A 22342-nucleotide genomic window follows, 5' to 3' on the forward strand; every position below is an offset into this window, starting at 1 on the left:
ATGGACAATGCCCATTCAAAACTGGCGTCAGGCGATGAGTCGATTTATTATCGAATTCGAGGAACGCCTCGAAAGACATATCAACTAAATGGCAGTTACACAGAATCTGTTACAGGGTCGAAATTTTAGTTTTTTATTTAATATCAACAGGTTATTTTTTTGCTGTAGCTCTAGAGTTGCAGATCCCATACTGTTGAACAACTTGCTTTATCCGCCAGCGATCTTCACTTTGAATTTCAGAGCTTCCAAAATTTGCTTTAACTTATCTCTATCGTCACCTTGAATTTCAATTATTCCATCCTTTATAGCACCACCTTGACCCATCTTGCTTTTTAACGTTTTAGCAAGTTTCTTTAAGTCGTGCTGTTTTGCATCTATACCGACAACTAGCATCACACCTTTGCCCTTTCGACCCTTTGTTTGACGCTCAATTCTAATATAGCCATCTTTAAAGGTTTTTGACGCGACTTCAGGTTTTGGTTCCTTTGTATCAATTCTTCCAACTTCAGTTGAATACACCAAACGATTATCAGACATGTTTCTCACCATCATGTATGTTTAATATGAGGATCATAACACTTTTGCGATTAGTTCTTGTAGTTCTTATATAAAATGTGAAGTGCGCATTTGAAATAAAATATTTGCCGTATTGTTCGGCTAATTTCTGGCTAAACTTAACAAAGCGGTTATATTTAAAGCAGTATGTTGATAACAAATTCAAACCATATTAGGAGCTTAACATGAGTTTGAGCAAGAATGCTTCTGCTGACGGGAAAACGCTAACGATTCAGATTAGAGGGAAGTTTGATTTTAATCTTGTACAATCATTTCGGCAGGCTTATGCGGATATAGACCCGAAAACAAAAAAAGTGGTGGTTGATTTAAGAGAAACAGATTATATGGATAGTTCGGCGTTAGGTATGTTACTCAATATGAAGAAAACACTTGCTGAGAGCATAGATACAATTCAGATCGCTAATTGCCGCCCTCAATTGAAAAAGATACTACAAATATCTCGATTCGATAAAAAGTTTGATATTGACTAATGTAGTCGACACTCTGGGGTATTAACTTTGCGCGTATTAGTTGTTGATGATCAGCCTCTTAACTGTATTTTGCTTAAAACAATGTTGGAACAGCAGCAGTATGAGGTTGCTATTGCGAACAACGGGGCACAAGCATTAGATGTACTGCGTCAGGAAAACATAGATATTGTGTTGCTGGATGTGATAATGCCAGTCATGGATGGTTTTGAAGCAGCACCAAAAATCAAAGAGCTAGCGGGTGATGTGTATCTACCCGTAATATTTATTACCACCCTTGAAGATCACAACAGCTTTGAAAAGTGTTTGGCTGTTGGTGGTGATGATTTTATTCATAAGCCTTTTGATAAAGTTATTCTATCTGCCAAGATTAGAGCGCACGCTCGTACACGAAGGCTAAGTCAAGAAGCCAATCAGCAAAAGAAACAGTTAGAGTATCATTACAACCAAATTGAACGAGAGCACGAAATTGTTGAACATATATTCAGCAATGCCTTAGATCAATCATCTCAGTACCAACAGTATTGTGATTATCATTTGTCACCCGCCTCGATGTTTAATGGTGATATGTTTTTGATGGCCAAAAGCCCCATGGGGGGGTTTTATTGCTTGCTTGGAGACTTTACAGGACATGGGCTTGCGGCTGCTGTGGGGGCATTGCCTGCGTCTCGTATTTTTTATGCAATGGTAAGCAAAGGCATGGCTGTTAATGATATTGCATATGAGCTTAATCAAGTGCTCAGCTCTTTGTTACCCGGTAATATGTTTTGTGCCGCGGCGATAGTCGAACTCAGTGAGTCAGGTAAAAGTCTCTCAGTATGGCTTGGTGGGCTACCTGATCTGTATTTAATCGATGAAAACGGCAATGTAATTAAAACCCTAGAATCACAGCATATGGCGCTGGGAATTTTAGACAGTGATGAGTTTGAGCGTAACACTATCCATTTAGAAGTAGATACAGGTAAAAGACTTGTGATGGCTACTGATGGCATCATTGAAACTGAAAACAGCCAAGGAGAAATGCTCGGGGAAGAGCGGCTGAAGCAAGTGTTAAAAAGCACAACACACATTTCTACAGAGCAAATAGTCAGTTATACGCAAAGATTTTCAGAACATAGCGCTCAACAAGATGATTTAAGTATTGCAATTATTAACTGCTTGCCAAGTAAAGTAATTAGTAAAGCGCCAATTGAATACTCTAGTTTACCCTTCGAACTCAAAGTTAATATTGAGCAAACTAATATTATCAGTGCAGATCCGGTGCTTGAGCTGGTTGATGTGTTGAGTAAAATTAAAGGAATAAGTGAGCATAGGTCAAACATATTCTTGCTGCTATCTGAAGCCTATAATAACGCAGTAGATCATGGTGTATTAGGCTTAGACTCAAGCATCAAAAATAAAGAAGATGGATTTTTGGAGTTTTATCAACTTCGGGCCAAAGCGCTCGCAAATCTCCAGCAAGCTTTAATTGTAATACATGTACAATATGTTCCTGCTGAGCATACATTGAGTTTTTCGGTTCGTGATTCAGGTAAAGGCTTTCGACCAAAGATAAAACGCGATAGTGACTTAAAACAGGAGCATGGGCGAGGGCTTAGTTTGTTAAATGAAATCGCTCAGCAGATCCGATTTAACAATGAAGGTAATGAAGTCACAATCGTCTATTCATTGTTATAAATTATATTTCCAAAGACTGATTCACGTGCTAATCTATCTCAATATTTAGATGTTTGGATGGCTAGATGGTTTCTTTGTACCTTTCTCGCGCTGGATTGACTGTTGATCCACAAAAAATAGAACTTGCTCTTGTTAAGTTAGAAGAGTTTTTAGATGATGAGCATAACTCTGCAGAAGCTGTATGGTCATACCTTATCCCTGAGCTTGGCGAAGGCGGGGCATGTAGTTTGTTTGGTCACCTTCAAGATGAGCCTTTTGAGTTAAGCAATTTTCTTAAAGTAAATGAGGCATCTCGTATCACTTTGAGCCGATTACAATCAATAGTTGATTTTGTAAAACGTGTTATCCATGTCGACTGGTTTGGTATTTATCAAACGAGACAAACGCCCGAAGGTAAACAATTGCTAAAACTTGCATATTGCGGGGCGCCGAGCCGGCCATTATTCCCAATCAATGAACAATTCGCAGCAACAAGTAACAATGTGCAAGTAGTAATGAGTGGTGAAGCTCGAGTTATTAATGATGTACAAGAGTATGTTGCATGTGGTGGCGAATACTACACCTGCGATCCGAAAGTTCAGTCAGAAAGTTGTTTACCACTGTTTGATAGTGCCAGCAACTGTATCGGTATCATTGATGCTGAAGCGTTTAGCAAAGATTTTTTTACACCCAGCGTATTAGCTTTACTAATTGCTGTGTGTATTAAAATCCCTCAATATCTACCTGAGTGATTAAGCTCGTTTTGGCAAATATTTATGTTAATATGAGCCGAGTTTAAACCCAATAATTCGACAATTTATAGTGCATATTTAGCGTTGTAGTTGTTGATATAACATAAAATAAGAGACGACCCATGTTCAGTGAACTAAAACCACTACCTACAGATCCTATCCTTGGCTTAATGGCAGCTTTTAAGCAAGATACCAACCCAAATAAAATTGATTTAGGTGTTGGTGTTTATAAAGACGAGCAGGGGGACACACCTGTATTGCGTGCGGTAAAGCTAGCTGAGGCATTTCGTTTAGAGAATGAAAAAACTAAGTCTTATATTGGTCTAGCTGGCAATTTGGATTTTTGTCAGAAAATGGAATCATTACTGCTGGGTGAGCACAGTGCTTTACTTGCAAATCGAGTTCGTACAGCTCAAACACCAGGCGGTACAGGTTCTTTACGTGTCGCAGCTGAATTCATTAAGCGTTGTAATGCCAATGCTACTGTATGGGTAACTACGCCTACATGGGCGAACCACATTAGCTTGTTTGAAGCGGCAGGTCTAAAAGTTAAAGAATACCCTTATTATGATTATGAAAATAAGGGATTACTGTTTGACGAAATGATCAATACTTTAAAACAAGTACCCAAAGGTGACGTAGTATTACTGCACGCATGCTGTCATAACCCAAGTGGTATGGATTTAAATGAGCAGCAGTGGAAAGTTGTTGCTGAGCTTGCCAAAGAAGTTGGCTTTACACCGTTAATTGATATTGCATACCAAGGCTTTGGCAGCAGCTTAGATGAAGATGCAAAAGGTCTTCGTATGCTTGCCGACAGTGTTGAAGAAATGATTATTTGTTCGTCATGTTCTAAGAACTTTGGTCTATATCGTGAGCGTGTAGGTGCCTGTTCACTTATTGCAAAAGATGCAGCAGTTGCTGATGTTTCTAACTCTGTATTATTAAGTGTTGTGCGTAGCATCTACTCTATGCCACCTGCACATGGTGCGGATATTGTGAGCACTATCTTAAGTAGTGACGAGCTGACGCAAATGTGGCATGAAGAGCTTGACGAAATGCGCAGCCGTATTAACGGTTTGCGTACGTTGATCAAAGACAGCTTGGCAGCTAAAGGCGTAGCACAAGACTTTTCTTTCATCGATCGTCAAAATGGCATGTTCTCGTTCTTAGGTATCAACAAAGAGCAAATCGAACGTTTACAAAAAGAATATGCGATTTATATCGTGGGTTCATCTCGTGTGAATGTCGCAGGTATTAGCCAAGCAAATATAGGCTATTTTGCTGATGCAGTTGCTACAGTGTTGAAGTAAGCACACACCATATAAAAAAAGCCGCACGATGCGGCTTTTTTTATAGCTACTTAGAGCATTATGCTTCTTTTAACTTAGCCACGTTTTCTTGAGTGGCTGGTTTTTCCTTTTTTGAGCCAGTTTGGTTCGTTGGCGGTTTTGCACCTTTTAAAACTGCCAAAAAGTCATCTTTTTGTTTTGCAATCTCTAACGCTAATGATTCAACTTGCTGTTCACTTAGTGGCACATCCACTTTAGTGAGCATTTGTTCGAGAGACTCTGCCATATCTAACATTTTGTCGTATGCATCAGCCTCTTTTTTACTGGTAAAGGTCATGCGCTCGACTCCATTTCTTTCAACCACATACTTAACAATAACAGCCATGATCACTCCTGCTAAACACTGTTTTTTTATACAGTAAATGTTTGCGTTACATTATGCAAGATATTATTAATTACAAACATATGAATTTAGATAATTAGCACAGGTTTATGACGCAAAAATAACAATGCATTTTCCTAGCCTTTTAGCTTGACAAACCTTGGATGCTTTTCTTTATTTAAAGTCCAATGTTATTAACAGCATTGGTAAATTAAGGACAAAACTAGTTAAGGAACTACTATGATGCAAACAATTTCACTTGTTGTAACCCTCATTATTGGTCTAGGCATTAATGCTAACGTACTCGCAAAAGAAGTTAAAAAAAGCGAACCGCTAGTAGCCGTAGTACAAGACGTTCAAACAATAGATATTAACTCTGCGAGCCTTGAGCAGCTGATCACGTTACCTGGTGTTGGTGAAAAAAAGGCTCAAGCGATTATCGACTATCGTCAAACACATGGCAGATTTGACAATATGGATGCATTGCAACAAGTTAAGGGAATAGGCACGCACATTGCTGCCAAACTAGAAGGGAAAATACGTTTTTAAAATAAGGGGCCAATGGCCCCTTTAAGTTTGTTCGGATTTGAATTGCTCTATGGCTTGAGAAAATTTTTGTTTAGCAAATAAAATTTCTATCGGTGTGGTGAGCAACGGATAGCTAAGCCCAGCGGCTAGTAAAATTGGCAGTAAGGCCCAACCTTCAAAGTAAGCTAAGGCAATAAAAAATGGAGTTAAAACTGCCAGTTTGGCAACACGTAACATCACCTTTTTAGAAGCCGATAGTGCGTCTAAAGCGAGAGTCAGTATTTGCTGTCTATCTCGCAGTTTGTATCCATCTAGCTCTTTTATAGTGCTTAAACGCAAATTCATTTTTGTTTAACCAATAGTGTAGATGCTAAAACCATAACGAAGCTTAGGCTGTAAAACCCAAATATAACTTCCATCCAACCAGGCATACTTAGCCCCATGAATGACCAATCGATATTGCCGCAATCACCTGTTGCTGCAAAAAAAGCAGGAAACCACTCGTGTAATGGCATAAATGATGGAAAATTGGGAACAATATCGCATGTAAAAGCGAAAGGATCTGTGGTGGTCTGCATATTAATGTGCTCACGGGCTATCAAGTACCCCCATATGCTGCTAATTCCCCAAACAGTAAAGCCTACACCTTTATATAACCAATTAGATGGTGCCAAAAATCCGATGATACCCCCGGCCAGTAATCCAAGCATAGCTGTGCGTTGATATATACACATGATGCATGGCTCTAAACCCATTGCGTATTGAAAATATAGTGCTGTTATTTCAAACAGTGCAGCGCTTAAAGCGAGTAAAGCCCATGCCTTTTTTGATGATGACAGGGCGCTTAGCCAATTCATATCGCCTCCTAAGTATTATTTTGTAGCTATTATGAGCCATAAATTCTTTTAACTGCAACTAATCTCGCCGTAGATCACGGATTAGCCTTATCGTCTTCTTTGCTTGTTAGTTGAAAATCATCTGGTACAATCAGTGAATTGCAGAGAATGCGTTCACATATTTTAACAAAGTGGTGCTAAATGAGAATTTTCAAAGCCAAAAGCCCAGCGGGATTTGCTGAGGAGTATATTGTTGAATCTATATGGAATGGAGAATTTCCACCAGGTTCTATTTTACCCGCAGAGCGCGAACTATCTGAGCTAATTGGCGTAACAAGAACTACTTTGCGTGAAGTGCTACAGCGCTTGGCTCGTGATGGCTGGTTGACGATTCAACATGGTAAGCCAACCCGAGTCAACAACTTCTGGGAAACATCAGGGTTGAATATTCTAGAGACGCTGGCACGTTTAGACGAAGACAAGATGCCTGAATTGACAGATCAGCTATTGTCAGCTCGAACTAATATCAGTGCAATCTATACGCGTGCAGCGATTAAATTCAATCCAGATTCAGTTATTGAAATTCTATCAAAAAGTGACGAGTTAGAAGATACCGCAGAAGCTTTTGCTGAATATGACTACAGAGTACATCATCAACTCGCTATTGCAGGTAACAACCGCATCTATGTTTTAGTGCTGAATGGCTTTAAAGGTTTGTACTCTAAAATAGGCGGCCACTACTTTTCAGATCTTCGCACAAGAGAACTCGCTCGACAGTTTTATAAAGACTTAACCGCGTTAGCACAAGAAAACAACCATGATGGTGCTATTTCATTACTACGTAAATATGGTCATAAAACAGGTGAGATTTGGCAGCAGTTGCGAGGCCAAATGCCCGATAATATTATGGACTAATAAATATCTTCACTGCGCCTCGTTCAAACGAGGCGTTTTTATTTGTGCGCCATTCAAGCATCATCAAAAAAATAGATTGTAGTTATCGCTTTATTCGATTGTTAATTTTGATTAGGGCATCATAAACTGATGCCACATTTTTTGAGGTTGTTTTTTTGTAATTAGCCTCAATATACACAACATCGTTTTAGTGCATGGATATGTGCTAAAAAATTTGGACAAAAAACCTAACTATTTGGAGAAAACAATGGGTGTATTAGTTGGCCGTCAGGCACCAGACTTTACAGCAGCAGCAGTACTAGGTAATGGCGAAATCGTAGATAGCTACAATCTACATGAAAACATCAAAGGTAAAAAAGCGGTTATCTTCTTTTACCCATTAGACTTCACGTTTGTTTGTCCTTCAGAGTTGATCGCTTTCGACAAGCGTTTTGAAGAGTTCCAAAAGCGTGGTGTTGAAGTAATTGGTGTTTCTATCGACTCACAATTTTCACACAATGCATGGCGTAACACACCAGTAAACGAAGGCGGTATCGGCCCAGTTAAATACGCGTTAGTTGCTGACGTTAAACATGAAATCTGTAAAGCGTATGACGTTGAGCATCCAGAAGCTGGCGTTGCATTCCGTGGTTCTTTCTTAATTGATGAAGAAGGCAATGTACGTCACCAAGTAGTTAACGATCTTCCTTTAGGTCGTAACATCGACGAAATGTTACGTATGGTAGATGCATTAGCATTTCACACTGAGCACGGTGAAGTTTGTCCTGCTGGTTGGACTGAAGGTAAAGCTGGTATGGACGCAAGCCCTGAAGGTGTTGCTAAGTTCCTATCTGAAAACGAAGGTGCGTTGTAATTCGCATTGAGTTTTTAAAAACCCGCCGCTAGGCGGGTTTCTATTTGCCTACGCACCTTAGTTAGTTTTTTAGCAACCATCAATTACCCCATACTCAACCGTTGTCCTAACACTCGTAGAATTTCAATGCTTGCATACGCAATAAATGTGCTGATCACTGGTAACGCAAGCAAGCTCACTAACATTAACTCATTCGCCATGGTTTGCTACCTCTTTTGGCGCCTGATCGTTGGTCGCAGTTGTGTGTGCGCCGATAGAGTCTGTAGAAATTGTCACCGAATCGAGCGTGGTTGATGTTAGCTCTGCGATACTGCTACTTATACTGTTAGCGATAGCGCTGCTAATAATACTAGATAGCTCGCTGGTAATATCAGAAGTTAATTCATTTGCTTGAGTAGAAACACTTGCGCCACATAGTAGTGCGATAGCTGTTAGTTTTGTGAAAGTTTTCATAATATTGCTCCTGTTTAATAAGTTAGTCGCAATAGGTATTACAAAGGTTGTGCCATATTATGAAAATTTTTTATATTATTGATATTATTTGTTTTTATTTTTTGTAAGGTGTGGTCAGAATGATTGTGTTGTTAAACTGACCACTTGATGTGGTTAAAAATGCGATAATTTGGTTAATCTTGTTCTAGCAGTTGATAAATGAGTTTTTTTACTGTCTCTGGTTCAAAAGGTTTATCGCACAAAGCATTAACCCCGGATTGCATGATGTTAGATAAATGCGTGTCATTGGCTTCTGAGGTGACCATCAGAATTGGGATATGGGCATGCTCATCACTGTTTCGTATGGTTTCTGTGAGCTCTTGGCCGTTAACTTGTGGCATGTTGTAATCAGTCACAATCAAATCAAACATCTCATCTTGTAATATATCAATTGCTTGAGCACCATCTTCCGCTTCGGTGAATCGATGCGCACCTAGGTTACTCATAACTCTGCGAATATGATTACGTGCCAGTCGCGAATCATCAACAATAAGTACGCGTAAATCTTGAACATCATACAGGTCTAGCTCTAGCTCTTGAGGCGAGAGAATGTCTAACGTGGCGTTAATGGCTTTACCTAAATGCAGCTTGTTAAAAGGTTTGGGTAAAATCGCTATCACACCAGATTGTTTGAACACCTCTAATTGCTCTTTACGGGTTTCACTAGAAATGAGCATAAATGGAATTGAATATTCACTGAGTTCATGGTTAATGTAATGCTGCATATCAACAGCGCTGCCATCAGGTAGGTGCAAGCAAGAGATAATTAAATCGGGAATGTTATTGGCAAGTTGTTTTTTTGCATCCGCAATTGAATCAGCAAAATCAATATTGAGTATGCCTTCGTCTTGAAGCTCTTTGGTAATGATTTTTCTTTGAGTAGGAGATGGCTCAATAAGCATAATTGCTAAATCTGCACTCAGTAATTCGTTCATATGGCCCTGTATAATCTGTCAATGTTTATTATATTCAGGGCATATTAACGAAACAAAGTACGCTGAGCCAGCAAATTCATTGAAGCGGCTGGAGGCTAGCGCCTAAAATCATTTGCTTGTGGTAAATCAATCAGGATAAGTACTGCCCCTTTGCCACCATATTCGAGAGGTGCTTGGTGCATTGCGAGTATATCGGGGTGTTGCACTAAATACTGCGGTACTTTATGTTTTAGCACATGTTCTCCAATGCCATGTACAACACAAGCACAGTAATAATGTTGTTTTTTGCACGCATGGATCAAAGCCGCTAACTCTTCTTTGGCCATGTCTTTGTTAAGACCATGCAAGTCTAAGATCAGCTCAGGCGCAAAGTCACCTCTACGCAGCTGTTTTGCCAGATATCTATCGGCACCCGGCTTGACGTAATTAACGGTGCCATTGGTGTCGATATCGGGGATGTATTCATCAGAGAAATAAAATTCAGACTGGTGCTGTTTTTTTTGCGCCGCAAGCTCATTTAATTTAGGTTTACTTGGTGCTTTGTCAAAGCGTACAGTATCTTGTTTAATTTGCTTGGCACCAGCAATCGACTGACGAAATAAATTTAAATCAGCATCATCAATCATAGGCGAAGGAGGAGATTGTTTTTTCATTGCGACATTCTAATTAAAAAAAGCGTAAAAACCCAGCTTAAAAACCGCTACAATAGCCCAAGTAGCATAATATGACTGAGATAAAAATGAGCGAATTCCAAGTAACAGAAGCCCTAACAGAAGAAACAGTAAACGATTTACTAACAATAAGAGATTGGCTGCGTTGGACAACCAGCCAATTTGCAAGCGAAGGGTTGTTTTTTGGACATGGCACGGATAACGCGTGGGATGAAGCGGTAAGCTTAGTTTTACCGATCTTGAACTTGCCGTTAGACACCCCTACAGAGTTGATGAACTCACGCCTAACCCGTTCGGAAAAAATACGTCTGCTTAGCTATATCGAAACACGTATTGTAGAGCGCACCCCGGTCGCATATTTAACAAACCAAGCTTGGTTTGCTGGTATGCCATTTTATGTGGATGAGCGAGTACTGGTACCTCGTTCGCCATTTGCTGAACTTATCAATAAGAAGTTTGCACCTTGGGTTAGTAATGAGCAGTCTGTCAGCCGTATTTTAGATATGTGTACTGGTTCTGCATGTATCGCAATCGCTTTGGCGCAAGCTTTCCCTGAGTCTCAGGTAGATGCGGTTGATATTTCTTATGACGCCTTAGAAGTGGCGAATATAAATATTGACGATTACATGTTGCAAGATCAGGTATTTGCAATTCAATCTGACGTATTCAGTGGTATTGAAGGTCAAAAGTACGATTTAATCGTTGCCAACCCGCCTTATGTAGATGCTGAGGATATGGCGGATTTACCTCATGAGTTTCATCATGAGCCAGAGCTTGGCTTGGCCTCAGGTGAAGATGGCCTTGATGTAACAAGAAGAATTTTGCAACAAGCCGCAGAGCATCTAACTGACAATGGGGTGTTATTTGTCGAAGTTGGTAACTCTATGGTACATATGGAAGCATTGTATCCTGGTGCGCCATTTGAGTGGATTGAATTTGAGCACGGTGGCTTAGGTGTTTTCGCAATCTCAAAGCAGCAACTTGTAGATTATTTTAACGATTGAGCTTAGATAATTAGCAAAGCTCAGTAGTATTGGGTGTCATTTGGAATGAGGAAAGTTAATGGCAGGTAATAGTATAGGTCAGCTTTTTAAAGTGAGTACCTTTGGTGAGAGTCACGGCCCCGCGCTCGGTGGGGTGGTTGATGGTGTACCAGCGGGTCTTGAGCTTTGTGAAGCAGACTTACAAATTGATTTAGATAGAAGAAAACCGGGACAGAGCCGCTACACAACGCAGCGCAGAGAGGGTGATGAAATAAAAATTCTCTCAGGTGTATTCGAAGGTAAAACAACGGGTACTAGTATTGGCTTATTGATTGAAAACACCGATCAGCGTTCTAAAGATTATGGCAAGATTGCGGATGTGTTTCGCCCAGGCCACGGTGACTACACCTATTGGCATAAATACGGTCATCGCGATTATCGAGGTGGTGGCCGCTCATCTGCCCGTGAAACGGCCATTCGCGTTGCAGCCGGTGGTATCGCCAAAAAGTATTTGCGTCAAATTCATGGGATTGAAATCAACGCGTGTTTATCACAACTAGGTCCTATCAAGGCTGAACAATTTGATTGGTCAGCGGTTGAACAAAACCCCTTCTTTTTCCCTGACGAAAGCAAGCTAGATGCACTCGATGAATATATGCGAGATCTAAAAAAATCAGGGGACTCCATTGGCGCTAAAGTTATGGTGGTGGCAAAAAATGTCCCAGTAGGATTGGGAGAGCCGGTATTTGATCGCCTTGATGCAGAATTAGCTCACTCGCTAATGAGTATCAACGCTGTGAAAGGGGTTGAGATTGGCGATGGATTTGCAGTGGTTGAGCAAAGAGGCTCAGAGCACAGAGATGAGCTTACGCCAAATGGATTTACCAGCAATCATGCTGGTGGTGTTTTGGCGGGGATCTCGACAGGTCAAGATATCGTTGCTTCTATAGCATTAAAGCCAACTTCTAGCATTACCATTCCAGGGCAAAGTATAAACACATCAAATGAGCCAGTTGAGATGATCACTAAAGGCCGCCATGACCCTTGTGTAGGTATACGCGCTATTCCAATTGCAGAAGCAATGATGGCGATTACCTTGATGGATCATTTGTTGCGTCAAAGGGGGCAGAACCCTGATGTGAACTTACCGCATGGACCAATTAAAGGACAAGCGCGCTAAAATAAAAGTGTGCAGTTAAGAGCCTTTGAACCTAGCTGCACATACTACTTCCTAATAATATCAAACATTAATTATCCGTTTTCTTGTCACAACCGTACTCATTTCAAGCCGAAAAAAATTAACATGATTTTGTAGAGTTCAACTGAAAGCTTCAATTAAGCACGTCAGTTCATAAAACTTTTTATTGTCTAGAATACTTAAACACTGGGGTAGCTGTAAAAAGTGACAGTCATTTTGCATAGGATTGTGCATCACTAAGTGCTAGTCTGATCTGGCGTAAATTAGGTACGCTAATAAGAATATTTTAAGGAATGAAAATGAAAATACAGTTAAATAAAAAGCAGTTGAAAACTTTGAGTGCAAGCAAAGAAATTAATAACCTAGCAACCCAGAAAATTGCTGCAGGTCACGCTAATGTGAATCCAGCATCTTGGACGTCAGTAATGATTTTTTGCGATGCGCGAACAGGACTTTGCCCAGTAGACCCTAAATGATAAACGGGTGATCACAATAGGTTCACTTTCATCGTGGACCTATTATCGTAAAATTTGTTTTTAAAGTAACTGAATATAACCACCTTGATGTTTTCCAATATCTCCCTTCTTGCAATGCCAACTCACAAGGTGAAGCTAATAGCTAAGCCATGCTTCAAATGATTATTGACTAAACAAAGGTGTTTTTTAATCTAATAGCTGCTAAAGGCTGTAGTGGTAGAAAAAAATGGGGTTTAACAATGAAAAAAATAGCTATTTAGCGAGCATTGTTTTAGGTGCTTTCTTTCTATCGCATACCGCCTGGGCTGAAGTTAACTTTAAAATGCAGCAGCTATCAAATAACCTGCATGTGCTCTATGGGCAGGGTGGAAATATCGCAATTAGTACGGGTAAAGATGGCATATACCTTGTGGACGATCAATTTGCAAAACTCAGTGAAGAGATTAAAAAACAGATAAGTACCTTGCAACAAGGTGCGCCCGAATTTGTTATCAATACTCATCATCATGGCGACCACACCGGTGGTAACGAAAATTTTGCTCAAGCAGGGAGCCATGTCATTGCCCATCACAATGTGTATGAAAGATTAAAGGCCAAACACTCAGAGGGCTCGAAGTACTTACCCGTAGTCAGTTTTGGAAAAGACTTAGTTCTACACTTCAATGATGAACATGCTCATTTATGGCATTTTCCTCATGCTCACACCGATGGCGATGCTGTGGTTTTTTATAAAAACGCTAATGTCGTTCACATGGGAGATATTTTTTTCAACCTCAATAGCCTACCTTTTGTTGATGTGGATAGCGGCGGCTCATTAGATGGTGTTATTAGCGCGGTTCGAGATACGTTGGAACGTATCGGCGACGATACTAAAGTCAGCCCCGGTCATGGTTCTGTTACGGACAAACCAAGCTTAGCGCAATACCTTGTTTTGCTGCAAAAAGCGAAGCAGTTGATGCTAGTTGCTATAAAAGAGCATAACAACATTGAGGCAGTCGTAAATGCAAAACCATTAGCTACTTTAGAATTAAGTTATTCAGATTGGTTGCCACAAGAGCGAGTCACTAAGCTGTTTTATAGAAGTTTAACTGAGCAGACTGTGTTACAGGGTCGAGCAGACTGTGTTACAGGGTCTTAATCGCTCGTTCTCGTTTATTTACTCGGCGCAGCCCCTGACCATCGAAAATGCACAGGGGCGCACACTTAGTTTTATACTGGATCTGTAGCTGGCACTATACTTTCAATACACGCTTTTACTGCTTCTTTGGTAGCACGTTTGCGATCTCCGTGTTGAATAAACTCTTCTAGTGTTACATCACCGCTACTATTAGCATCCATTATTGAAAAAACATCCGTTTCATGTGCCGTTAAAGCCGCTGTAATTTCAGCTAGGCTAATACCACCACTGTTATCGGTATCAAGACTGGCAAACTTAGTCTCTGGCGCAGCAAATTTAGTTATATCAGGTACCATGATATTGCTATTACCCGTCGCGTCTTTGGTGTCTTGTACACACAGCACAATCTCAGAGGCAAACTCTGATAGGTCTAAGTGGTGACGCTTTTTGTTCAAATACTCATCCAGTTCTATCTCAGAGCTAGTATTAGTATCCGCACGTTGCAGTTTTTTTTGCGCTTTGGCATCGATATTCGCAAGCAATTCATTGATGGTAATTGTGTTACTTTGGTCAGCATCTATTTTTGCAAAAACAACTTCAGGTGCTTTATGGTGGCCTTTTCTAGCCTCAGCTTGTGCGCTGACTGTAAGGGTTGTTAGTGTTGCTGCGATGATTGCGATATTGATAATTGAACGTTTCATAACTTGTCTCTCTTATGTCATGGGTTAAGTTTGTTAACCGTGTTGACCATATAATGCACAGGTCGCTGCGGTGTTGATTTATAAGATGGGAGACAATTGTGCAAACAATGTGGCAATAAACTGCCTTTACATAAATTTACATACGGTGAGTGATATTGTTCTTGCTGTTGGGGCTTTACAGTCGGGCTTACACTTTTCGTTAACCACTATTGCTATAAAAAGCAAATGGCTTAGTTTTATATCCAATGAAATCAAATTCTTTTGGTACAAGTGTTCCAAGTCTACAAATTGGATTTTGCTGAGTGTTAGAATACGGTATTAAAAGGCATGCTAATTGCTATAAGGCTGACAACAGCTATTGATCAAGGAGATAAGCATGCTACTTTTTAACGGTATATATGAACCAGTAAAGAGAAATACCAATATAACCAAAAGCCCAGAGGGATCTCGCGTAGACACTGAACAGCAATTTGCAAAAGAAATGGCAAACGCGCAACTTTCCTCAGTGAGCAAACAGCTGCAAAATAAAGACGTTTCAACCTACACCCGTAATCAATCCTTTCTGGAAAAAGCGCAAGAGGCGGCACTTTTACAACGTATGGGTGTAAATAAAGAAAAGTTGGAAGAATTAAAAGAGCAACTAGAGATGCTAGAGAAACAATTTGCAGAGGGAAAAATCTCACAAAAAGACTATCAAGAACAAAGAGCAATGATAGAGGAAGAAATAGCCAAGGAATATGAGCAAGCGCAAAAAAGACGAGAAGAGCAAGAGAGGGCTCAAGGTAAAATGTAACTAATAAAAAGGGTTACATACGGGTTCCTTGCAATCACAGCGGTTAAACAATGTGGCAGATGTTTCGTCTCGACATATTTTTATTCATTGGTATGTGAAGGCTCGTATACTTTAAGTGAAGTAGATCGTGAGTACGTCTAGCGGCAACAATCGGGCAAAAAGATCGGTGTTTAGTTTTTACCAATAACCTTGTTTGGAAATCAGTCATGAAAGTATGTAATAGCGCGCAGGAACAATTTAATCGAGAAGGGGCTAACTCAGAGCTACTAGAGGTTATTTGGCAGCGTGCAAGAGATGCCATTATTGGTAATAAAGCGCAAAGCGGAGGTTTTATATCAGATGCGGATAAAGCCGTGTTTGACTTACTCGGACTAAATTGGCAGCAGGTAATTTTTGCCTTATTTCAGTATGTGCACTCATACGATGAATTTTTCAAACACATTCAGCCTTATTCAAATTTAAGCGACCTTGCGATAGCACGTGCAAAAGCGTACTTATCGGGGCATGCTCAGCCGCAGGAAGCCCAACATTTGTTTGAAGAAATTAAAAACATGGATAACGTATTGGATGACGCTCAGATAGAACAATGGCAAAAGGATGGCTACGTAATATTAGAACGAGCGCTAGATACACAACAATGCCAAGCTGTTATCGATGCCATTGCTGGTTTTTTGCAAATAGATATAACAGACCGCACGCAATGGTATAACTGCGCCAATCGAAAGGGCATCATGGTGGAGCTAACGAATCATGCTGCGTTGATAGCAGCAAGAAATAGCAAACGCATTCATAAAGCCTTTAGCCAGCTATGGGAAACTGATGATTTGATAGTATCTGCGGATAGATGTGGTTTTAATCCGCCCCATACAGAGCAATATCCTTTTTCTGGACCTGATTTGCATTGGGATGTTGATTTAACAAAACCACTCAACTTTGGTACTCAAGGAATTGTGTATTTAACAGATACCGAGGCGCAGCAGGGGGCTTTAACACTGGTTCCGGGGTTTCACCATCACTTAGAAAGCAGAGTTGATGAATTTAAACATCAACAACATGAGGTTGATTTACACAAATTAGGTTCAAAGCCAATACCTGCAAAAGCAGGGGATATGGTAATTTGGCATCAGTTTTTGCCCCACGGCAGTCGTGCTAACCTGACCGACAAGCCAAGGATTGTGCAATATATTAATATGTACCCTTTCCCAAAAGGTATTGGGCAATAAAAAAGGAGCTACATATGAGCTCCTTATACTCAAAACGTTTTTTTAGCTATGGTAGTTTTCACACGCTTCTAAGGTGTTTTCAATTAGACTTGCAACCGTCATAGGGCCAACGCCACCTGGAACAGGGGTAATGAAGCTGGCTTTTTGCTCAGCAACACTGTACTGCACATCACCAACCAATTTACCAGATTCTAAGCGGTTGATACCGACATCAATCACAATAGCGCCTTCTTTGATCCAATCACCTGGAATAAACTCGGGCTTGCCAACGGCAACAACCAACAAATCAGCGCGTCTTACATGAGCTTCTAAATCTTGGGTAAACTTATGGCATACGGTTGTGGTACACCCAGCAAGTAATAACTCCAAAGACATAGGACGACCAACAATATTTGATGCGCCTACTACCACCGCATGCATTCCTTTATATCGAACACCTGTTGAGTCGAGCAAAGTGATAATGCCTTTTGGCGTACAAGGTCTCAGTGCCGGCATTCTTTGCGCTAAACGGCCAATATTATATGGATGGAAGCCATCAACATCTTTATGAGGGTGAATGCGCTCAAGGATCTTTTCAGCGTCCAACCCTTGAGGTAAAGGTAACTGGACTAAAATGCCGTCGACTTCTGGATCAGTATTCAGTGAGTCAATAAGATCCAGCAGCTGTTTTTCACTGGTGTCACCTGGTAAATCAAATGATTTAGAAATAAAGCCGACCTCTTCACAAGCTTTGCGTTTAGAACCGACATAAACCTGACTAGCTGGGTCTTGTCCTACTAAAACTACTGCAAGTCCTGGAGTACGTAAGCCTTGTTCAACGCGTTCGGCAACACGTTTTGTTACTGTTGTGCGTACTTGTTTGGCGATTGCCTTACCATCAATGATGTTTGCCGTCATGGGTGACCTTTATTGGGATTAAAAACTTGAACGAACATGAGCGTATAGGGGTTATGCTCAAAATGCCACTACATAATCATAATAGAAGCGGTGCTATTTTCTCAGAAAACAGCGCATGCGCCAAGCTGATATCCACTTTTTACAGTATTGAAGTTTATAGAACACTGGATGGAGGCGATAAAATTGTATAAATTTCAGCTAAGTGATCTGCTTTTTATACATTTTGTGGCAAAAGTAGCCACTTGAAAGCTTTTTTTGAAAAAGTGTTTGACCTAGTTCGGTCAAATCACTATTATGCACCCCGTTGTCAACGAGCACTGCTCAAAACAACAAATAAGTATCGGCGATTAGCGCAGTTTGGTAGCGCACTTGGTTTGGGTCCAAGGGGTCGCAGGTTCAAATCCTGCATCGCCGACCACTTTTAAATAAGAATAGTAACATGAAGATGTTCGTATGCGCCCTTAGCTCAGCTGGATAGAGCAACGCCCTTCTAAGGCGTCGGTCGAAGGTTCGAATCCTTCAGGGTGCGCCATTCTTATTTAGTCCCTATGTAGTGGCGGCTGTAGCTCAGTTGGTAGAGCCCCGGATTGTGATTCCGGTTGTCGTGGGTTCAATCCCCATCAGTCGCCCCATCTACATACTCCGTCGGCGATTAGCGCAGTTTGGTAGCGCACTTGGTTTGGGTCCAAGGGGTCGCAGGTTCAAATCCTGCATCGCCGACCACTTCTCAAATACCGTATATAGTATCGGCGATTAGCGCAGTTTGGTAGCGCACTTGGTTTGGGTCCAAGGGGTCGCAGGTTCAAATCCTGCATCGCCGACCATCTTTCTATCTCATTATAAATTCTAGATTTAACCAACATTTAACCATTCAGCCCTTATTTCTTCATAAATTTATCCTGATTGCTCGACTAAACGTTTTTATAGGTTATAATGCCGCGTCTATTGTTTAACATAGGGCCCATGAAGGGCAGGCAACAAGAATGACACATGCAATTGGTGCTCAAAACGGGCTTCCGTGGATTCGCTGATTAAGGCATGATGTGCAACTTGTTTGTAAGGAAGGCGCGTTGTCGCCAAAATTGAAGATTGAGGTAAATCATGCAAGTTTCTGTTGAGACGACTCAAGGCCTTGAGCGCCGTCTGACTATCACCGTTCCTGCAGAGAACGTTGAGACTGAAGTTAAAAAACGCTTACAACAACTGTCTAAAACACAGCGTATTGATGGTTTCCGTGCGGGTAAAGTACCTGTATCTGTTATCGCTAAACGTTTTGGTATGGCTGTACGTCAAGAAGTTGCTGGCGAATTAATGCAACGCAACTACATCGAAGCGATTATTTCTGAGAAAATCAACCCAGCAGGCGCACCTACATTTGCACCTAAAGCTCTTGAAGCGGGTAAAGATTTAGAATTTGATGCAACTTTTGAAGTATATCCAGAAGTTGAATTAAAAGACCTAGAAAAAATTGCTGTAGAAAAGCCAGTTGTTGAAGTGACTGACGAAGATTTAGCAAACATGTTAGAAACGCTTCGTAAGCAACACGCAACTTGGGTTGAAAGTGATGCAGCAGCAGGCGAAAAAGACCGTGTAACTATCGATTTCGTTGGTACTTTAGATGGTGAAGAGTTCGAAGGTGGTAAGGCTGAAGACTTCCCTCTAGAGCTAGGTCAAGGTCGTATGATCCCTGGCTTCGAAGACAACATCGTAGGTAAAAAAGTTGGCGAAGAAGTTGTTGCTGACGTGACTTTCCCTGAAGAATACCATGCAGAAAACCTAAAAGGTAAACCTGCTCAATTCACTATCACAGTGAAGAAAGTAGAAGTTCAGGAGCTTCCAGAGCTAAACGACGAGTTTGCAGCTAAGTTTGGTGTTGCAGAAGGCGGCGTTGACGCACTTAAAGAAGAAGTTAAAAAGAACATGACACGTGAACTTTCTCAAGCTGTTAAAGCTAATGTGAAAGATCAAGCAATCAAAGGTCTTTTAGCAACTAACGAAACTGAAGTGCCTAAAGCACTAATTGGTCAAGAAATTAACGCTCTACGTCAGCAAGCAGCACAACGTTTTGGTGGCAACGCACAGAACATGCCTGAGCTACCAGCTGAGCTTTTCCATGAGCAAGCAGTGACTCGCGTTAAAACAGGTCTTTTACTTGGTGAAGTGATTAAAGTAAACGACATCAAAGTAGATGAAGCTAAAGTAGATGAATTAATCGAAACTGTAGCGTCAGCTTACGAAGATCCAAGCGAAGTTGTTGCTTATTACAAGAGTAACGAACAAATGATGCAACAAATGCGTAATGTTGCAATGGAAGAGCAAGCTGTAGAAGCTATTTTAGCTGCTGCACAGGTTTCTGAAGTTGAGAAAGCATTTGATGACATCATGAATCCGCAGCAAGGTGCTTAATAAGTCATTGACTTAACGCTAAGCTAACGATTTAATGGCTCGAGATGTTCTACAAAGATTTGTAGTCTGTCCGAGCCATTTTTTATTTGTAGGCAAGAATACCAACCAAAAGCAGCCTGCCTAGAACGCTGCAGATTAAGGAATAAAAAATATGAATGACGGTATGATCGATCCTTTCAATGCATTAGTACCAATGGTTGTTGAGCAAACAGCTAAAGGTGAGCGCTCTTACGATATTTATTCGCGCCTTTTAAAAGAGCGTATTGTTTTCTTAACAGGGCAAGTTGAAGATCATATGGCAAATTTGATCGTAGCGCAGTTACTGTTTCTAGAATCTGAAAGCCCAGAAAAAGATATCTTTCTTTACATCAACTCACCTGGCGGTTCTGTAACTGCAGGTATGTCGATTTATGACACTATGAACTTTATCAAACCTGACGTAAGTACTGTATGTGTAGGCCAAGCGGCTAGCATGGGCGCATTTTTACTCTCTGGTGGTGCTAAAGGCAAGCGATACTGCTTACCTAACTCGCGTGTAATGATCCACCAACCTTTAGGTGGTTTCCAAGGTCAAGCATCAGACTTTGAAATTCATGCGAAGGAGATTTTATCTATCAAAGAAAAATTAAACAGGCTAATGGCAGAACATACTGGGCAGCCGTTTGATATCGTATCACGAGACACTGATCGTGATAATTTTATGAGCGCACAAGAAGCGGTAGAGTACGGCTTAGTGGATGCAGTTCATACACGTAGAGAAATTAAGTAAGTTTTCTTAGAGCGAGCGGTTAAACCTCGCTCTGCAACTATGCTAAATTAAGGTTTATTTGGTATAGTTAAAACAATGTATATGGTTACCGTTATTGGTAACGACGAAAATAAGAGGTAGCTGAATGTCAGACACTCCAACAGACGGCGACAAAAGTAATAAACTCTTGTACTGCTCTTTTTGTGGTAAGAGCCAGCATGAAGTACGCAAATTAATTGCCGGTCCATCGGTATATATTTGCGATGAGTGCGTCGAACTGTGTAACGACATCATTAGGGAAGAAATAAAGGATATTGCACCTAAGCATGATGCAGGTGACAAACTTCCAGTTCCAAAAGAAATTAGAAATCATCTAGATGATTATGTTATCGGTCAGGAACATGCCAAGAAGGTGTTGTCTGTTGCGGTATACAATCATTACAAGAGATTGCGTAGCCAAGGCTCTAAAAATGATGTAGAGCTGAGCAAGAGTAATATCTTGTTAATTGGTCCAACTGGTAGTGGTAAGACATTATTAGCGGAAACACTTGCAAGGTTACTTGATGTACCATTCACTATGGCTGATGCAACGACTCTGACAGAAGCTGGCTATGTGGGTGAAGACGTTGAAAACATCATTCAAAAGCTATTGCAAAAGTGTGACTACGACGTTGAAAAAGCTCAGCGCGGTATCGTTTACATTGATGAAATCGATAAAATTTCACGTAAGTCTGATAACCCATCTATTACACGAGATGTTTCTGGCGAAGGTGTTCAGCAGGCATTACTTAAGTTAATAGAGGGAACGGTTGCATCTGTACCGCCTCAAGGTGGCCGAAAGCACCCTCAGCAAGAGTTTTTGCAGGTTGATACATCTAAAATCCTGTTCATCTGCGGCGGTGCGTTTGCTGGTCTAGATAAAGTGATTGAGCAGCGTAGTCATAAAAATACGGGGATTGGTTTTGGCGCAAACGTTAAATCTTCTGATGCGTCACGTTCTTTAAGTGAAACATTTAAAGATGTAGAACCTGAAGACTTGGTTAAATATGGTTTGATCCCAGAGTTTATTGGTCGTCTACCCGTTGTAGCAACGCTTACCGAACTAGATGAAGATGCACTTATTCAAATCTTAAATGAACCTAAAAATGCACTAACTAAACAGTTTGCTGCGTTGTTTAAGATGGAAGATGTAGAGCTTGAGTTTAGAGAAGATGCTTTGAAAGCGATTGCTAAAAAAGCAATGGATCGTAAAACTGGAGCCAGGGGTTTGCGTTCAATTGTAGAGGGTGTTTTGCTTGATACAATGTATGAACTGCCATCGATTGAAAACGTAAGTAAGGTAGTCGTTGATGAAACCGTTATTAAAGGTGAGTCAGATCCTATCTTAATTTATGAAAATAGCCCTCAAGACAAAGCTGTGTCAGAGTAAGCTATCGAGTCATGTA

General features: G+C 40.7%; 25 protein-coding genes and 5 tRNA genes. 21 read left to right on the top strand and 9 right to left on the bottom strand.

Features of this window, described 5'->3' with window-relative positions; all coding sequences use genetic code 11:
• Positions 1–207: 207 nt before the first annotated feature.
• Complete coding sequence (locus HC733_RS11565; protein WP_190365207.1) at positions 208–537, bottom strand: stress response translation initiation inhibitor YciH; 330 nt, start codon at positions 535–537, stop codon at positions 208–210.
• 203 nt (positions 538–740) lie between these two features.
• Between HC733_RS11565 and HC733_RS11570 the strand changes: the two genes are divergently transcribed.
• From HC733_RS11570 to HC733_RS11585, 4 genes are all read left to right on the top strand, one after another.
• The gene (locus tag HC733_RS11570) at positions 741–1046 is read left to right on the top strand and encodes an STAS domain-containing protein (RefSeq protein WP_190365208.1); all 306 of its coding nucleotides are present in this window, start codon (positions 741–743) and stop codon (positions 1044–1046) included.
• Positions 1047–1073: 27 nt separating this feature from the next.
• Positions 1074–2720, top strand: coding sequence for a fused response regulator/phosphatase (locus tag HC733_RS11575; RefSeq protein ID WP_190365209.1), 1647 nt, complete (start codon positions 1074–1076; stop codon positions 2718–2720).
• A 65-nt stretch (positions 2721–2785) separates the two neighbouring features.
• Positions 2786–3451 carry a GAF domain-containing protein gene (locus tag HC733_RS11580; protein ID WP_190365210.1) on the top strand — a complete coding sequence of 222 codons (666 nt, stop codon included), beginning with the start codon at positions 2786–2788 and terminating at the stop codon, positions 3449–3451.
• Between the two features lie 122 nt (positions 3452–3573).
• Positions 3574–4764, top strand: coding sequence for an amino acid aminotransferase (locus HC733_RS11585; protein ID WP_190365211.1), 1191 nt, complete (start codon positions 3574–3576; stop codon positions 4762–4764).
• 58 nt (positions 4765–4822) lie between these two features.
• Here HC733_RS11585 and HC733_RS11590 read toward each other — a convergent pair whose 3' ends face one another.
• Positions 4823–5128, bottom strand: coding sequence for a YebG family protein (locus tag HC733_RS11590; protein WP_190365212.1), 306 nt, complete (start codon positions 5126–5128; stop codon positions 4823–4825).
• Between the two features lie 237 nt (positions 5129–5365).
• Here HC733_RS11590 and HC733_RS11595 point away from each other — a divergent pair, with 237 nt between their 5' ends.
• Positions 5366–5674 (top strand): ComEA family DNA-binding protein, encoded by a 309-nt coding sequence (locus tag HC733_RS11595; protein ID WP_190365213.1) that lies wholly within the window; start codon positions 5366–5368, stop codon positions 5672–5674.
• 21 nt (positions 5675–5695) lie between these two features.
• Here the strand turns inward: HC733_RS11595 and HC733_RS11600 are convergent, their stop codons facing one another.
• Positions 5696–5998, bottom strand: coding sequence for a hypothetical protein (locus tag HC733_RS11600; protein ID WP_190365214.1), 303 nt, complete (start codon positions 5996–5998; stop codon positions 5696–5698).
• On the bottom strand, positions 5995–6510 hold the full coding sequence (dsbB, locus tag HC733_RS11605; protein ID WP_190365215.1) for a disulfide bond formation protein DsbB: 516 nt from the start codon (positions 6508–6510) through the stop codon (positions 5995–5997). The genes HC733_RS11600 and dsbB overlap by 4 nt, the downstream gene beginning before the upstream one ends.
• Before the next feature lie 180 nt (positions 6511–6690).
• On the opposite strand from dsbB, the gene fadR reads away from it, so the two are divergent.
• Both fadR and HC733_RS11615 read left to right on the top strand, forming a co-directional pair.
• Positions 6691–7404 carry a fatty acid metabolism transcriptional regulator FadR gene (gene fadR, locus HC733_RS11610; protein ID WP_190365216.1) on the top strand — a complete coding sequence of 238 codons (714 nt, stop codon included), beginning with the start codon at positions 6691–6693 and terminating at the stop codon, positions 7402–7404.
• A 247-nt stretch (positions 7405–7651) separates the two neighbouring features.
• Complete coding sequence (locus HC733_RS11615) at positions 7652–8257, top strand: peroxiredoxin C (protein WP_190365217.1); 606 nt, start codon at positions 7652–7654, stop codon at positions 8255–8257.
• Between the two features lie 189 nt (positions 8258–8446).
• Here the strand turns inward: HC733_RS11615 and HC733_RS11620 are convergent, their stop codons facing one another.
• The 3 genes from HC733_RS11620 to smrB form a co-directional block, all read right to left on the bottom strand.
• Complete coding sequence (locus HC733_RS11620) at positions 8447–8710, bottom strand: hypothetical protein (RefSeq protein ID WP_190365218.1); 264 nt, start codon at positions 8708–8710, stop codon at positions 8447–8449.
• Positions 8711–8883: 173 nt separating this feature from the next.
• Entirely contained in the window at positions 8884–9684 is an 801-nt protein-coding gene (locus HC733_RS11625) for a response regulator (protein WP_190365219.1), read from the bottom strand.
• Between the two features lie 95 nt (positions 9685–9779).
• Positions 9780–10337: an endonuclease SmrB gene (gene smrB, locus HC733_RS11630; protein WP_190365220.1), complete on the bottom strand. Its 558-nt coding sequence runs from the start codon at positions 10335–10337 to the stop codon at positions 9780–9782.
• Between the two features lie 86 nt (positions 10338–10423).
• On the opposite strand from smrB, the gene prmB reads away from it, so the two are divergent.
• The 4 genes from prmB (at position 10424) to HC733_RS11650 (ending at position 14150) form a co-directional block, all read left to right on the top strand.
• Positions 10424–11359, top strand: coding sequence for a 50S ribosomal protein L3 N(5)-glutamine methyltransferase (gene prmB / locus HC733_RS11635; protein WP_190365265.1), 936 nt, complete (start codon positions 10424–10426; stop codon positions 11357–11359).
• Between the two features lie 58 nt (positions 11360–11417).
• Positions 11418–12518: a chorismate synthase gene (gene aroC / locus HC733_RS11640; protein ID WP_190365221.1), complete on the top strand. Its 1101-nt coding sequence runs from the start codon at positions 11418–11420 to the stop codon at positions 12516–12518.
• 317 nt (positions 12519–12835) lie between these two features.
• Positions 12836–13012 (top strand): hypothetical protein, encoded by a 177-nt coding sequence (locus HC733_RS11645; protein WP_172971552.1) that lies wholly within the window; start codon positions 12836–12838, stop codon positions 13010–13012.
• Between the two features lie 226 nt (positions 13013–13238).
• The gene (locus HC733_RS11650) at positions 13239–14150 is read left to right on the top strand and encodes an MBL fold metallo-hydrolase (protein WP_190365222.1); all 912 of its coding nucleotides are present in this window, start codon (positions 13239–13241) and stop codon (positions 14148–14150) included.
• Between the two features lie 71 nt (positions 14151–14221).
• Here HC733_RS11650 and HC733_RS11655 read toward each other — a convergent pair whose 3' ends face one another.
• A complete protein-coding gene (locus HC733_RS11655; RefSeq protein WP_190365223.1) occupies positions 14222–14830 on the bottom strand; it encodes an EF-hand domain-containing protein in 609 nt (202 codons plus the stop codon).
• Between the two features lie 376 nt (positions 14831–15206).
• Here HC733_RS11655 and HC733_RS11660 point away from each other — a divergent pair, with 376 nt between their 5' ends.
• Complete coding sequence (locus HC733_RS11660; protein ID WP_190365224.1) at positions 15207–15623, top strand: hypothetical protein; 417 nt, start codon at positions 15207–15209, stop codon at positions 15621–15623.
• 206 nt (positions 15624–15829) lie between these two features.
• Entirely contained in the window at positions 15830–16846 is a 1017-nt protein-coding gene (locus tag HC733_RS11665) for a phytanoyl-CoA dioxygenase family protein (protein WP_190365225.1), read from the top strand.
• 42 nt (positions 16847–16888) lie between these two features.
• On the opposite strand, the gene folD is transcribed toward HC733_RS11665, so the two are convergent.
• Positions 16889–17743: a bifunctional methylenetetrahydrofolate dehydrogenase/methenyltetrahydrofolate cyclohydrolase FolD gene (folD, locus tag HC733_RS11670; RefSeq protein ID WP_190365226.1), complete on the bottom strand. Its 855-nt coding sequence runs from the start codon at positions 17741–17743 to the stop codon at positions 16889–16891.
• 341 nt (positions 17744–18084) lie between these two features.
• Here folD and HC733_RS11675 point away from each other — a divergent pair.
• The 8 genes from HC733_RS11675 to clpX all read left to right on the top strand — a co-directional run bounded on the left by HC733_RS11675 (position 18085) and on the right by clpX (position 22326).
• Positions 18085–18161 (top strand) — tRNA-Pro (locus HC733_RS11675).
• A 37-nt stretch (positions 18162–18198) separates the two neighbouring features.
• Positions 18199–18275 (top strand) — tRNA-Arg (locus tag HC733_RS11680).
• Between the two features lie 24 nt (positions 18276–18299).
• Positions 18300–18375 (top strand) — tRNA-His (locus HC733_RS11685).
• Between the two features lie 14 nt (positions 18376–18389).
• Positions 18390–18466 (top strand) — tRNA-Pro (locus HC733_RS11690).
• A gap of 24 nt (positions 18467–18490) precedes the next feature.
• Positions 18491–18567: transfer RNA gene (locus HC733_RS11695), tRNA-Pro, on the top strand.
• A 277-nt stretch (positions 18568–18844) separates the two neighbouring features.
• Entirely contained in the window at positions 18845–20149 is a 1305-nt protein-coding gene (gene tig, locus HC733_RS11700; protein ID WP_190365227.1) for a trigger factor, read from the top strand.
• Positions 20150–20300: 151 nt separating this feature from the next.
• Entirely contained in the window at positions 20301–20918 is a 618-nt protein-coding gene (gene clpP / locus HC733_RS11705) for an ATP-dependent Clp endopeptidase proteolytic subunit ClpP (protein ID WP_190365228.1), read from the top strand.
• Between the two features lie 124 nt (positions 20919–21042).
• On the top strand, positions 21043–22326 hold the full coding sequence (clpX, locus tag HC733_RS11710; protein WP_190365229.1) for an ATP-dependent protease ATP-binding subunit ClpX: 1284 nt from the start codon (positions 21043–21045) through the stop codon (positions 22324–22326).
• The last annotated feature ends 16 nt before the right edge of the window (positions 22327–22342 follow it).

It is taken from the genome of Pseudoalteromonas sp. S16_S37, assembly GCF_014694405.1.
Classification (GTDB): domain Bacteria; phylum Pseudomonadota; class Gammaproteobacteria; order Enterobacterales; family Alteromonadaceae; genus Pseudoalteromonas.